This is a genomic window from Pseudomonas cavernicola, assembly GCF_003596405.1.
GTDB lineage: Bacteria > Pseudomonadota > Gammaproteobacteria > Pseudomonadales > Pseudomonadaceae > Aquipseudomonas > Aquipseudomonas cavernicola.
The window spans coordinates 12,841-26,375 of record NZ_QYUR01000008.1; the positions used below are offsets into that span (position 1 = coordinate 12,841).

General features: G+C 58.6%; 9 protein-coding genes and 1 pseudogene. 4 read left to right on the top strand and 6 right to left on the bottom strand.

Annotated features, from left to right (window positions below; all coding sequences use genetic code 11):
- The first annotated feature begins 3 nt into the window (after positions 1-3).
- Positions 4-1,194 (top strand): 2-methylaconitate cis-trans isomerase PrpF, encoded by a 1,191-nt coding sequence (gene prpF, locus D3879_RS21955; RefSeq protein WP_119956394.1) that lies wholly within the window; start codon positions 4-6, stop codon positions 1,192-1,194.
- Positions 1,195-1,285: 91 nt separating this feature from the next.
- Complete coding sequence (gene prpD / locus D3879_RS21960) at positions 1,286-2,770, top strand: 2-methylcitrate dehydratase (protein WP_119957053.1); 1,485 nt, start codon at positions 1,286-1,288, stop codon at positions 2,768-2,770.
- 233 nt (positions 2,771-3,003) lie between these two features.
- Here the strand turns inward: prpD and D3879_RS21965 are convergent, their stop codons facing one another.
- From D3879_RS21965 to D3879_RS21985, 5 genes and pseudogenes are all read right to left on the bottom strand, one after another.
- The gene (locus tag D3879_RS21965; protein ID WP_119956395.1) at positions 3,004-3,732 is read right to left on the bottom strand and encodes an alanyl-tRNA editing protein; all 729 of its coding nucleotides are present in this window, start codon (positions 3,730-3,732) and stop codon (positions 3,004-3,006) included.
- A gap of 2 nt (positions 3,733-3,734) precedes the next feature.
- Positions 3,735-4,727 carry a serine O-acetyltransferase gene (locus tag D3879_RS21970; RefSeq protein ID WP_119956396.1) on the bottom strand — a complete coding sequence of 331 codons (993 nt, stop codon included), beginning with the start codon at positions 4,725-4,727 and terminating at the stop codon, positions 3,735-3,737.
- A 22-nt stretch (positions 4,728-4,749) separates the two neighbouring features.
- Positions 4,750-5,664, bottom strand: coding sequence for a PLP-dependent cysteine synthase family protein (locus tag D3879_RS21975; protein WP_119957054.1), 915 nt, complete (start codon positions 5,662-5,664; stop codon positions 4,750-4,752).
- A gap of 24 nt (positions 5,665-5,688) precedes the next feature.
- Positions 5,689-7,571, bottom strand: a pseudogene (moeB, locus tag D3879_RS21980) (molybdopterin-synthase adenylyltransferase MoeB).
- A 24-nt stretch (positions 7,572-7,595) separates the two neighbouring features.
- Positions 7,596-8,534: a DMT family transporter gene (locus tag D3879_RS21985; RefSeq protein WP_119957055.1), complete on the bottom strand. Its 939-nt coding sequence runs from the start codon at positions 8,532-8,534 to the stop codon at positions 7,596-7,598.
- Positions 8,535-8,633: 99 nt separating this feature from the next.
- Between D3879_RS21985 and D3879_RS21990 the strand changes: the two genes are divergently transcribed.
- Positions 8,634-10,058 (top strand): aminotransferase-like domain-containing protein, encoded by a 1,425-nt coding sequence (locus D3879_RS21990; RefSeq protein ID WP_119957056.1) that lies wholly within the window; start codon positions 8,634-8,636, stop codon positions 10,056-10,058.
- Positions 10,059-10,112: 54 nt separating this feature from the next.
- On the opposite strand, the gene ppsR is transcribed toward D3879_RS21990, so the two are convergent.
- Complete coding sequence (ppsR, locus tag D3879_RS21995) at positions 10,113-10,931, bottom strand: posphoenolpyruvate synthetase regulatory kinase/phosphorylase PpsR (RefSeq protein ID WP_119956397.1); 819 nt, start codon at positions 10,929-10,931, stop codon at positions 10,113-10,115.
- Positions 10,932-11,110: 179 nt separating this feature from the next.
- Between ppsR and ppsA the strand changes: the two genes are divergently transcribed.
- Positions 11,111-13,483, top strand: a complete 2,373-nt coding sequence (ppsA, locus tag D3879_RS22000) for a phosphoenolpyruvate synthase (RefSeq protein WP_119956398.1) — start codon at positions 11,111-11,113, stop codon at positions 13,481-13,483.
- Positions 13,484-13,535: the final 52 nt, after the last annotated feature.

Consider the following 13,535-nt stretch of genomic DNA (forward strand, 5'->3'; position numbering starts at 1 on the left):
TCGATGGCTTTCGTACCGCAAATCAAGATTCCCGCCACCTACATGCGCGGCGGCACCAGCAAAGGCGTGTTTTTCAGCCTGCAAGACCTTCCCGAATCCGCACAGGTCCCAGGCGCGGCCCGCGATGCACTGCTGCTGCGGGTGATCGGCAGTCCCGATCCTTACGACAAGCAGATCGACGGCATGGGCGCGGCGACCTCGAGCACCAGCAAGACGGTCATCCTGTCCAAAAGCACAAAGGCCGACCATGACGTCGACTACCTGTTCGGTCAGGTCTCCATCGACAAGCCCTTCGTCGACTGGAGCGGCAACTGCGGCAACCTCTCCGCTGCGGTCGGCTCGTTCGCCATCAGCAGCGGTCTGGTGGATGCCAGCCGCATCCCGCAAAACGGCGTGGCCATCGTGCGCATCTGGCAGGCCAACATCGGCAAGACCATCATCGCCCACGTGCCCGTCACCGATGGCGCCGTGCAGGAAACCGGTGACTTCGAGCTCGACGGCGTAACTTTCCCTGCCGCTGAAGTCCAGCTCGAATTCATGGATCCGGCCGCCGAGGAAGAGGGGGCGGGCGGCTCGATGTTCCCTACTGGCAACCTGGTCGATGATCTGGAAGTGCCGGGCGTTGGCACGCTCAAAGTGACGATGATCAATGCCGGCATCCCGACTATCTTCGTCAACGCTCAGGCCATCGGCTACGCGGGCACCGAGTTGCAGGGCGATATCAACGGCGACCCCAAGGCGCTGGCCATGTTCGAGACGATTCGTGCACACGGCGCACTGCGCATGGGCCTCATCCAGCACCTCGATGAAGCCGCCAAACGCCAGCACACGCCCAAGGTCGCTTTTGTCGCAGGGCCCGCCGATTACCTCGCCTCCAGCGGCAAACCGGTGGCCGCCAGAGACGTGGATCTGCTCGTGCGTGCGCTGTCCATGGGCAAGCTGCACCACGCCATGATGGGCACGGCCGCCGTTGCCATCGGCACTGCCGCAGCGATTCCGGGCACGCTGGTGAACCTCGCTGCTGGCGGCAGTGCGCGCAGTGCGGTGCGCTTCGGCCACCCCTCGGGCACCCTGCGCGTGGGCGCCGAAGCCAGCCAGGCCAACGGCGAATGGACGGTGACCAAGGCCATCATGAGCCGCAGCGCCCGGGTGCTGATGGAAGGCTGGGTGCGCGTGCCTGGCGATGCATTCTGAGAAAACTATGCCCTCTCCCTCTGGGAGAGGGCTAGGGTGAGGGAGGCGCAACAGCGCCATCCCTTCGACCCGCTAGCAGAGTGAATCGATGATGAGTGCCAACGTTGATCTGAACACCCGCCCCGATTACGACAAGGTGCTGCAGGACATCGCCGACTACGTCCTGAACTTCAAGATCAAGTCCAAAGAGGCGCTGGACACGGCCCGCAACTGCCTGATGGATACCCTTGGCTGCGGTCTGCTGGCCCTGCGTTTCCCGGAGTGCACCAAGCACCTGGGGCCGGTCGTTGAAGGCACCGTCGTACCTTTCGGCGCACGCGTACCGGGCACCAGCTTCCGTCTGGACCCGGTGAAAGCCGCCTGGGACATCGGCTGCATCGTGCGCTGGCTGGACTACAACGACACCTGGCTCGCAGCCGAGTGGGGCCATCCATCCGACAACCTTGGTGGCATTCTCGCGGTAGCCGACCACCTGTCGCAGAAGCGCGTAGCCAATGGCGATGCGCCGCTGACCGTTCGCGCCGTGCTGGAAGCGATGATCATGGCCCATGAGATCCAGGGTGTGATCGCCCTGGAAAACTCCTTCAACCGCGTCGGTCTGGATCACGTGATCCTGGTGAAAGTGGCCTCGACCGCCGTTACCGCCAAGCTGATGGGTGCCAACCGCGAGCAGCTGCTGGCCGCGTTGTCCCATGCCTTCGTCGATGGTCAGGCACTGCGGACCTATCGCCATGCGCCGAATGCCGGTTCGCGCAAATCCTGGGCGGCGGGCGACGCGTCCAGCCGTGGCGTACGTCTTGCGGACATCGCCATGCGCGGCGAGATGGGCATTCCGGGCGTACTGACCGCGCCGCAGTGGGGCTTCTACGACGTACTGTTCAGCCACACCAACAAAGACCTGGCGCTCAAGCCTGAAGATAAGCGCCAGTTCAGCTTCTCGCAGAAGTTCGGCACTTATGTGATGGAAAACGTGCTGTTCAAAATCAGCTTCCCGGCCGAGTTCCACTCGCAGACCGCTTGTGAAGCAGCGGTAACGCTGCACCCGCAGGTCAAGGATCGCCTGCACGAGATCGAGAAAATCATCATCACCACCCACGAGTCGGCGATTCGCATCATCTCCAAAATCGGTCAACTGGCTAACGCCGCGGATCGCGATCACTGCATTCAGTACATGACTGCCGTGCCACTGGCCTTCGGCAACCTGGTAGCCGAGCAGTACGAAGACGACTTCCATGCGGCCAACCCGATCATCGACGAGCTGCGCGAGAAGATGGTGATCGTCGAAGACGAGCGTTACACCCGCGAATATCTGGAAGCGGACAAGCGCTCTATCGCCAACGCCATCCAGGTGTTCTTCAAGGACGGTTCGAGCACCGAGCAGGTGGTGGTCGAATACCCGATCGGCCATCGCCGTCGTCGCGCCGATGGTATCCCGTTGCTGGAAGACAAGTTCAAGGCCAATCTGGCGACCCGATTCACTGCTCAGCGCTCGGCTGAAATCTTTGCCCTGTGCAAGGACCAGGCAAAGCTTGAGGCAACGCCGGTTAACCGCTTTGTCGATTTGTTTGTGATCTAAGCGGCGTTTGCTGCCCAACACAAAAGCCTGCGAAACAGACCGTGTGAAAACTCCAGCTCAATCCTGAGGTTCGTGTTGCTACGCGAAATCCTCAGAAGTTTTCCGAGCCGACTTGCTCAGAAAGAGCAAGGGAGCGCCAAACTTGATCATTAATTGATCAGGACTTGGCGCTCAAATAGTTTTCACACGGCCTGGAAAGCGGGCTTTTGTCTGTGGATGGGGGAGGTGGCGGTTTACTCGAAACGCAAAATCACTCGACGGTTGTGCTTGCTCTTCTTCTCGATTTTCTCGCAGTAGACTCGACCAATCTCTTCGGTGTTGATGACGTGTGTACCGCCGCAAGGTTGGATGTCGACACCGGCTACTTCGATGATTCGCACCGCGCCTTGTATGACCGGCGGTGCGACGGCTTGAGTGCGGGTTATCTTGAGCAGTGTCGCGTACTCGGACGCCGGCATGGACAGGTATTTCACCTCCAGGGCTTGAGCAACGAGGGCGTTCAGTTGTTCGGTGATGAGCTCTTTGTCGAGGGTCATCTCCGGCAGGTCAAAATCCAGCCGGCCTTTGTCATGGCTGATGCTGCACCCGGTGACCGGGGCATCGATGATCGAGCACAGCAGGTGCAGGCACGTATGCATTTTCATGTGCTGGTAACGTCGCTCCCAGTCCAGGCTGGCGTCGATCTCCAGACCCGTTCGCAGCTGCGGCGGATAAGCTTCCAGCTGATGCCAGATGATCGAACGCAAGAGCGGGTCGCGCACCGTGCCAATCACCTTGATACAGGTTCCGTCGGCTAATGTGATGTGGCCGGTGTCCCCGGGTTGGCCGCCACCAGTGGGGTAAAACAGCGTGTGTTCAAGGGCGATACCCTGATCGCTGACAGCAACGACCCTGGCGCTGAAGGCATTCTGGTAGGGCGCGTTATCGTAAAGCGCCAGGGTTTCCATCGTGTGTACAGACATGTTCAACCTCCGACAGATTGAGGGCGGGTTTGCATCAGGCGCCGGACCATCGCGCTCAAGCCCGGTGGTGCGATCAAGGTAATGTCCAGATTGGGCCCTGAGACGTGCAGGTTCAGCGGCAGTCGCGGCGGGTAGCCGTCATCTTCGGTGTGATGAATCCGAAACTGTAAGTGGCTGCGCTCCTTGACAGTGGCTTCCAGTGCCAGGCCGGTCAGTGGGTGAAAGTCAGCATCCAGCAGCGTGATGTGCTGGCTGTTGCTGACCTCTCCGACCAGGTGCAAACGCTCGTTGAGCGCAAAGGCACCGAGGAAGCCACCATGATCGGACTGTGAGGTTTTCTGAAGCTGGATCTGGTTGACGATCTTCACTTTCGTATCGGCCGGCACGTCATGGGTAATGACGCACGCCGGGCAGATGAAGACGTTGTCGCCAATCGTCACGCAGCCGAGGATTCTGGCTCCCGCGCCAATCTCCACGTTGTTGCCCAGGCGTGGGTGACGTTTGCCATTGGGATTGTTGGCAATGCCGCGAGCCCCCAGCGTCACCCCGCAGAGGATGTAGCAGTCGTTGCCAATCTCGCAGGTTTCACCAATCACGGTGCCATAGCCGTGATCGAGGACAAACCGCCGACCGATCTGAGCCGCCGGGTGGATCTCGGTTCCTGACAGAAGCTTGCCCTGGTTACTCAGTTTTTGCGCGATAGAGGAGAAGCGCCGGTCAGCTGCGCCGGCAAGCTTCAAAACCTGATGAGCCAGGCGATAGTAGAGAACGGCCTTGAAGGAGGCGTACGACTCCAGGATCAGGTTGCCGCGACCTTGGGATGCAGGGTCGCGGGAAGCAAAGGCCATCAGATCCTCGGCGACGAACTTGGCCACGCACGGAATCAGTGCTTGCAGATGACCGTCCAGCTGCAGCAAGTCAGCCGGTTCGAGGGTGTTGATGAGGTGCACAAGCAACTCATCGTGCAGCTGTTGCATATCAATGAAGCCTCCCATGGAGGCACCCCCAGCATTTGGATTACTCGAATAAGGGCAGGTAAGCGTCCGCGCTGTCGTAGACCATGGTCAGGACAGTGGAGTGCTCGGGCATTTCTTTGGCCAGGGCCGAAATAGCGACCAGGTTGGCTGCCGATGAAAGCCCCAGGCTGATGGCGTCGGTGCGCATGACCCGTTGCATCATCTCCAGGCATTGGTCCTTGGAAACCTTAAGCATGCCGTCCAGTACCGAGAGGTTGAGGATGCTCGGCACGATGCCGATCGACAGCCCCTGGATCTGGTGCGGAGCGTGCTGGTCATTGAGCAGATCACATTCTTCAGGTTCGACGCCCAATACACGGATGGCAGGCCAGGTGGCCTTGAGTGTTTCGCCGATGCCGGTGATGTGGCCGCCGGTACCGATTCCGCCAACGAAATAGTCCACCCGGCGGCCGGCAAACGCCCGGACAATTTCCCTGGCCGTGGTCTGGCGATGGGTTTCGGGATTGGCCCCGTTACGCTGCTGATTGAGCATCACGTAATGAGGGTTTTCCAATTGCAGTTCCATGGCTTTCTGGCCGTGGGAGTTGTTGCCCAGACGACTGTCGGATAGCACCACTTCGGCGCCATACAGACGCAGCAACTTTTGTTTTTCCGGGCTGTAGTTGTCCGGGATCACCAGCACCACTTTGTAGCCCAGTACGTTACCCGCCATCACCAGGCCGATGCCGGTGTTGCCACCGCTGGGCTCGATGATGGTCTGTTGTTTGCCGCGCACCAGAATGCCTTTGCGCTCGGCATCCAGGATCATGCCCAGTGCGATACGCGCTTTGTGGCTACCCCCCGGGTTCAGGGATTCGAGCTTCACGAAAACCTCCACGCCAAGGTCGGCGGAGAGCTTTTCCAGGCGCACGATCGGCGTTTGGCCAATGGCGTCGAGTATCGAGTTATGCAGCATCAGATAAGAGCTCATGGCCGACCATCAATACAAAGGCATGTCGGGTTCGACGTCACGGACCCAGTTTTTCATGCCGCCTTCAAGGACCCGGGTATTGGCGAAGCCCGCGGCGAGCAGGGTGCTCGCGGCACGTTCGGCGCGTAAACCGGCGTAGCAGATGACGTAGTGGTTATGGTCACGATCAAGCGTGTCGAGTCGGGTTTCCAGATCCTCGAGTGGGATGTGCAGCACGCCGGGCAGTTGGCAGACTTCCAGCTCGGTTGCATCCCGAACATCCAGCAGAATGTCGGCCTTGCCTTTGTGTTCCAGCAATTGCTTGAGCAACCGCGGTTTTATGTAGCGTTCCTGCGCCAGAGCAGGCGTTGTCGGCACAGCGCTGGCGCAGGTGACGGCGGTTTGCTCGGGAAGCTGACCGGTGCGTTGGGTCGAGCAGCAGGGGCAGTCGGCCCGACGTTTGAAGCGTATTTCTGAGAACTTCATCGCCAGCGCATCGAAGCACATCAGGCGCCCGACCAACGGTTCGCCGATACCGATGATCAACTTGATCGCTTCGGTGGCCTGGATCATTCCGACAACGCCGGGCAGTACGCCGATCACACCGCCCGCGCTGCAATTGGGGGCCAGTTCTGGAGGCGGGCTTTTGGGGAAAAGGCAGCGATAGCAGGGGCCGCCGCGATAGTTGAGGACACTTATCTGCCCGTCGAAACGGTAAATCGACCCATAGACCAGCGGCTTGCCCAGTTGGACGCAGGCATCGTTGACCAGGTAGCGAGTCGAGAAGTTATCGGTGCCGTCGACGACCAGGTCGTATTGCCCGATCAGTTCCAGGGCGTTGTCAGTGTTCAGCGATGTGTTATGAGGGTTGATCTGAATGTGTTCATTGAGGTCTTGCAGGCGTCTTTTTGCCGATTCGACTTTCGGCAGGCCCAAGGTACTTTTGCCGTGCACGATTTGCCGTTGCAGGTTGCTGCTTTCCACCACGTCGAAGTCGACCAGTCCCAGTGTGCCGATGCCGGCCGCGGCCAGGTACATACACACCGGTGAGCCCAGACCTCCGGTGCCGATGACCAGTACCTTGGCTTTTTTCAGATTCAGCTGACCTTCGCGGCCGACTCCCGGCAGGGTGATGTGTCGCACATAGCGCTGAACTTCCTCGTTGCTCAAGCGGTCCTGGTCGAAACCGCCGGACGTGGCAAGCATGACGTCGATGTTACCTCCAGCGGGGAAGGCATCATCGGGTTCGATCAACTCGCCGTCCGAGGCAAACAGAAAGTGCTCCTTGAACTGATTGTTCTCATACTGCAGATGCGCGCGCAGTTGTGGGTGGTCAGTACAGATACTTTCGATTACTTCGCGCAATGTCGTCCCGCTGCCTTTAAGTTGCGAATCGGGCAGTTTGGCGACGCGAGCCAGGATGTCAGGGAAAGAGACAGCGTTCATGCGCAACTCCGTTTGTAGGTCGTTGGTAGTTTTCAAGAAAGCGCCTGGCTGCAGAGAAAGCTCTGGCCATTCCATTCGAAAAGTTTTGAACCGGATGCCTTGCCTTCACGCACATCGATGACCAGGTAGCCGACCGGATAAATGGGCTCGCCCATGAACAGGGCCTTGTCCTGGTCCTCGCGGCTGAAATAGGCACCGACATCGGGGTGCGAGTGATAGATGACCAGTACGGGGTTATCGCTGCGAAAGCTTTTGTTCATCTTCAAAGTATCTGCCACCGAGAAGGTGTAGCCCTCAGCGGCGCTGCGCTGATAGACCTCGGGGTTGCGTCGATGCAGCTCGTTTTGAATGTTCTCACCGAAGTAGACGCTGCCATCTTTAAAGACAAAGCCGCAGCATTCTTCTGGGTAGGTGCTGCTTGCGTGTCGATAGATTTGCTCAAGTGCTTTGGTGCAGAGGACGTCCATGTTTCTCTCGCGAAGTCAGGTTGGTCAGTTCTTTTTGGTCAACAGTTTTTCGACCGGGAGTTTGGTGATCGCAAACCCCGCCAACAGAATCGCCGAATAGATCATCAGGTCTTTGGAGATGGGTTGGCCTTCGTACCAGGAGCCGACGATCACGGCGAAAACCGGAAAAATAATGAACACGAAGGAAAGGATGATCGGGCTCAGTCGCTTGAGCAGCATGAAATAGACGACGAAGCCGCCGACCGAAGCGACCAGCCCGAGGTACAGCAAGGCGCTCCAGGAGCGCAGCGTAATGTCACTGAAGGACGGAGTTTCGAAGCACAACCCGGCAACGAACAGCATCAGGCCGGCGATGCCGATGGGCAGGGTGTTGTAGGTGATCACGCCGATCGCGCTGCCTTTCTGCTTGGTGATGACGTAGCAGAGGGCGTGCATTACAGCGGCGGCTAGGATCGCAACGACCCCGAAAAATTCCGCGTGGTCCAGGTGTAACCCCTGGCTGCGGATAATCATGTACAGGCTGCCAAAACCGATTGCGATGCCAACGACTTGCGAAAAGTAAATTTTCTCGCGCAGAAACAAGGCGGAAAAAATAAGGATGAACACTGGCATGCAACTGAACAGCAGCGCCGTCAGCCCCGAAGAAACATGCATCTCGCCGTAGTTGAGCAAGTAGTAGGGAGCGCTGAAGTAGGTCAGCGTGACAAAGACAAAGAACCAGCCGCTTTCCCTGGGGAATAGCACGGGTTCACGGCGCACCTTGGCGAAGCAAAGAAACAATGGAAAGGCGATCAGAAAGCGCAGCCCCGCGGATGTCAGTGGAGGCACGCTTTCGACGGCGATCTTGATGCCCAGCCAGGTCGTTCCCCAGCTGAGGCACACGATCAGGAACATGACGCTGGTGATGGCACCCGCCAGCCACTGTTTTTGAGTCTTTTCATTATTTTCGATGACGGCAGACATTGGCATGGCGACATTTCTTCCATGAGGTGGAATTGACCTCTATATTGAAAGGCTTCATCCGATAATTGAACCTGTCAAATCACACTATTAGGGCGAATGATGGCTGTCAAAACAAATATTGACATGGTGTCAATTGTGCGAGAGGGGCTTTCGAGCGGTCAGGGCGTGAAGTACAAACGCCTCTCCGACGCGATAGAAGCGGGGATCCTTGACGGCGTGATCGAGCCCGGCTGCAAGCTGCCGCCGCACAGGATGCTGGCGGACAATCTCGGCGTGACCATTGGCACCATCAGTCGTGCCTACGGAGAGCTGGAGAAGCTGGGGCTGGTGGTGGCGCGGGTGGGTGATGGCACCTTTGTTCGCAAACGCGGATTGGAGCGCAAGCGCGATGAGGGTTTTCGCAACTTCAGCGATGAGCCTCGGCAGTATTTCGATATGAGCCGCAATACGCACATTCCTGGGCAGGAAACCGCCTTTTTGGCGCAGAGTTTTCAAACCCTGGCCAATAACCCCAAGGTGCTTCAAGACATCAGTCTCTATACCCCAGACGCGGGATTGCCGCGTTATCGCGCCGCTGGCGCCCGCTGGTTGAAGCAGCGCGAATTTGCTCCGAGCCCCGATCAGGTGATCTGCGTCAACGGTGGCCAGCACGGCTTGCTGTGTGCGTTGATGGGATTGCTGCGGCCAGGGGATACGGTGGTCACTGAACAATTGACCTATCCGGGGTTGATCACTGCTGCCCGCATGCTGGGTATCAGATTGATTGGTCTGGATATGGATGACGAAGGGGTGCTGCCCTCGGCACTGGAAGAGGTGTGCCGCACCCACCGGGTTTCAGCGCTCTACTGCACGCCAACGATTCAGAACCCAACGACCGCGGTGCTTTCCATTGCGCGTCGAGAGGCGGTGGCCAAGGTCTGCCGCGAGCACAACCTGCTGATCCTGGAGGACGAGGCCCACGGCGTGCTTGTTGAGGATCGCTTACCGCCCCTCAGTTACTTCGCGCCAGAACGGACGATCCTCATCAGTAGCTTGAGCAAGGCAGTATCGGCAGGCTTGCGCGTGGGTTACCTGCATGCACCGCAGGCGCTGATGAGTCGGCTGGCTGCTGCCTTGAGATCCACCTGTTGGATGGCGACGCCTCTGACGCTTGAGCTGGCAACGACCTGGATCGAAAACGGAACGGCAGCCTACCTGTTGCAGCAGCAAATCTACGAAGTGGGTCGTCGCAAGGCGTTGGTGGAGGATCTGCTGGCGGGGCTTGCATACAAGACTCATCTGAACAGTCCGCACTTCTGGATCGAAGTCCCAGAGCCATGGCGGGCTTCGGAAATTGAAGCTGAACTCAAGCAAAGCAATTACCTGGTCGCGACGGCCGAAGCCTTCGCGGTGGGGCATGCCGCGGTGCCGCAGTTCATTCGGGCGAGTATCTGCAATACATCGGGTGATGATCAGCTCCTGCGCGAAGGTTTTGATGCCCTGGCCACGGCGCTGGGTAAAGGGGAGGGGCGTTTTTGTCTGTAATTGCGCGAGCGTCGACGGCTCCATGCAACGCATGGCAGCCGTCATGCGGCCGGTTTACTTGAGGCGACGTTCCACGCCTTTTTCCACCAGAATCTTGGCGGAAATCTCTTCCACCGAAAAGTGCGTGGAATTGATAAAAGGGATGTTTTCGCGGCGTAGCAGTTGCTCGACCTCGCGAACTTCGAACTCGCACTGCGCGTAGCTAGCGTAACGGCTATTCGGTTTGCGTTCGTTACGGATTGCCGTCAGGCGATCGGGGTCGATGGTCAGGCCGAACAGCTTGTCCTTGTAGGATTTGAGTGCGGCAGGTAGCTGCAGGCGCTCCATATCTTCTTCGGTCAGCGGGTAGTTGGCCGCGCGGATGCCGTACTGCAAGGCCATGTACAGGCAGGTCGGGGTTTTCCCGCAGCGCGAGACGCCGACGAGGATCAGGTCGGCCTTGTCGTAGTAGTGGGTGCGGGCGCCGTCGTCATTGTCCAGGGCGAAGTTCACCGCCTCGATCCGCTCCATGTAGTGGGAGTTGGAATTGATGGAGTGTGATTTACCGACCGAGTAGGACGAATGCGAGGTCAGTTCCTGCTCCAGCGGGGCAAGGAAAGTGGAGAAGATATCGATCATAAAACCATCTGACTTCGCCAAAATGTCGCGAATTTCCTGGTTTACGATGGTGTCGAAGATGATCGGGCGAGCCCCATCTGCCTCGGCAGCAACATTGATTTGTTGTACCATGGCGCGCGCTTTTTCAACGTTGTCGATGTAGGGGCGCGTGAGCTTGTGGAAGGTGATGTTTTCGAACTGCGCCAACAGGCTTTGGCCGAGGGTTTCCGCTGTAATGCCGGTACCATCGGAGATGAAAAAAGCGGTTCGTTTCATTTGCACCGAAGGCCTTAAGCTGAGGACGATTCTTGGCTATCATAGGCCCCCTTTGATTGGGCCCATGCCGGTTGGCATTGTTACTTATTTTCCAGGGCCAGGCCACAATCACGCGGAGCTACTCCGCCTGAGCTTTCCAGCGCCTGAGCTTATCCAACACCGTTAGTGGAGAGATCACCTTGGTAGAGTACGTAGTTTCCCTCGATAAGCTCGGCGTCCATGATGTGGAGCATGTGGGGGGCAAGAACGCATCCCTGGGCGAGATGATCAGCAACCTCGCGGGCGCCGGTGTATCGGTTCCCGGTGGTTTCGCTACTACCGCTCAGGCCTACCGTGACTTCCTCGAGCAGAGCGGTCTGAACGAGCGTATCCATGCCGCCCTCGACGCACTGGATGTGGATGACGTCAACGCCCTGGTGAAAACCGGCGCGCAAATTCGTCAGTGGGTGATGGAGGCCGAGTTCCCCGAGCGCTTGAATGCCGAAATCCGTGCGGCTTTCGCCGAGATGTCGGCCGGCAACCCGAATATGGCCGTGGCCGTACGCTCTTCGGCGACCGCAGAAGATTTGCCGGATGCTTCTTTCGCCGGCCAGCAAGAAACTTTCCTGAACATCCGCGGAGTGGACAACGTAATCCGTGCGGCGAAGGAAGTGTTCGCTTCTCTATTTAACGACCGCGCCATTGCTTACCGCGTGCATCAGGGTTTCGATCACAAGCTGGTCGCTCTTTCCGCGGGCGTGCAGCGCATGGTTCGTTCTGAGACTGGTACCGCTGGCGTGCTGTTCACCCTGGACACCGAATCGGGTTTTCGCGACGTGGTGTTCATCACCGGTGCCTATGGTCTGGGTGAAACCGTGGTGCAAGGCGCGGTCAACCCGGACGAGTTCTACGTCCACAAGCAAACCTTGGAGGCTGGCCGCCCTGCGATCCTGCGCCGCAACCTGGGCAGCAAAGCGATCAAGATGATCTACGGCGACGAAGCCAAAGCCGGCAAGTCGGTCAAAGTGGTGGATGTCGATCGTGCCGAGCGCTCGCGCTTCTGCTTGAGCGATGCCGAGGTTACAGAGCTGGCCAAGCAGGCGCTGATCATCGAGAAGCACTACCAGCGGCCGATGGACATCGAGTGGGCTAAGGACGGTGACGACGGCAAGCTGTACATCGTCCAGGCCCGCCCTGAGACCGTGAAGAGTCGCACCAGCGCCAATGTGATGGAGCGTTATCTGCTTAAAGAAACCGGCACTGTGTTGGTTGAAGGGCGTGCCATCGGCCAGAAAATCGGCGCCGGCAAGGTGCGGGTGATCAACGATATCGCCGAGATGGACAAGGTCCAACCGGGCGACGTACTGGTTTCCGACATGACCGACCCTGATTGGGAGCCGATCATGAAACGCGCCAGCGCTATCGTCACCAACCGTGGCGGGCGTACCTGTCACGCGGCGATCATCGCCCGTGAATTGGGGATTCCGGCCGTAGTCGGTTGCGGTAATGCGACCCAAGTCCTGAAAGATGGCCAGGGCGTTACCGTTTCCTGCGCCGAAGGTGACACCGGCTTTATCTTCGAAGGCGAGTTGGGCTTCGATATCCGCAAGAACTCCGTGGATGCGATGCCCGAACTGCCGTTCAAGATCATGATGAACGTCGGCAACCCGGATCGCGCTTTCGACTTCGCCCAGCTGCCGAACGCCGGCGTGGGCCTGGCGCGCTTGGAGTTCATCATCAACCGCATGATTGGCGTGCATCCGAAAGCGCTGTTGAACTTCGCCAGTCTGCCGGCGGAGATCAAGGACAGCGTCGAGAAGCGCATTGCTGGTTACGACGATCCGGTTGGCTTTTACGTCGAGAAGCTGGTTGAGGGTATCAGCACCTTGGCCGCGGCCTTCTGGCCGAAGAAAGTCATCGTGCGTCTGTCGGACTTCAAGTCCAACGAATATGCCAACTTGATCGGCGGCAAGCTCTACGAGCCGGAAGAAGAGAATCCGATGCTGGGCTTTCGCGGCGCTTCGCGTTACATCAGCGAATCCTTCCGCGATTGCTTCGAGCTAGAGTGTCGCGCGCTGAAGAAAGTCCGCAACGAGATGGGCCTGACCAACGTCGAGATCATGGTGCCGTTCGTGCGGACACTCGGCGAAGCGAGCCAGGTCGTTGATCTGCTGGCCCAAAACGGCCTGGCACGTGGGCAGAATGGCCTGAAGGTCATCATGATGTGCGAGCTGCCGTCCAACGCGATTCTGGCCGAAGAGTTCCTCGAGTTCTTCGATGGCTTCTCCATCGGTTCTAACGACCTGACCCAGCTGACCTTGGGCCTGGATCGTGACTCGGGGATCGTTGCTCACCTGTTTGATGAGCGTAATCCGGCGGTCAAGAAGCTTCTCTCCAATGCCATCCAAGCCTGTAACAAAGCTGGGAAATACATTGGCATCTGTGGTCAGGGCCCGTCGGATCATCCGGATCTGGCCAGGTGGCTGATGGAGCAGGGCATCGAGAGCGTGTCGTTGAACCCCGACTCCGTGCTGGAGACCTGGTTCTTCCTGGCGGAAGGCCAACGGGGCTGATGACTTTAGTTTAGGGCGGAACAGCTCGTTCTGAGCTGCTCCGCACCGGTGC

Bases quoted from the DNA above. Each gene is read 5' to 3' on its own strand.
- ppsR (WP_119956397.1), bottom strand. From the start codon at position 10,931: ATGAAACGAACCGCTTTTTTCATCTCCGATGGTACCGGCATTACAGCG.
- D3879_RS21975 (WP_119957054.1), bottom strand. From the start codon at position 5,664: ATGCTGCATAACTCGATACTCGACGCCATTGGCCAAACGCCGATCGTG.
- D3879_RS21985 (WP_119957055.1), bottom strand. From the start codon at position 8,534: ATGTCTGCCGTCATCGAAAATAATGAAAAGACTCAAAAACAGTGGCTG.
- D3879_RS21965 (WP_119956395.1), bottom strand. From the start codon at position 3,732: ATGTCTGTACACACGATGGAAACCCTGGCGCTTTACGATAACGCGCCC.
- prpF (WP_119956394.1), top strand. From the start codon at position 4: ATGGCTTTCGTACCGCAAATCAAGATTCCCGCCACCTACATGCGCGGC.
- D3879_RS21990 (WP_119957056.1), top strand. From the start codon at position 8,634: ATGGCTGTCAAAACAAATATTGACATGGTGTCAATTGTGCGAGAGGGG.
- prpD (WP_119957053.1), top strand. From the start codon at position 1,286: ATGAGTGCCAACGTTGATCTGAACACCCGCCCCGATTACGACAAGGTG.
- D3879_RS21970 (WP_119956396.1), bottom strand. From the start codon at position 4,727: ATGGGAGGCTTCATTGATATGCAACAGCTGCACGATGAGTTGCTTGTG.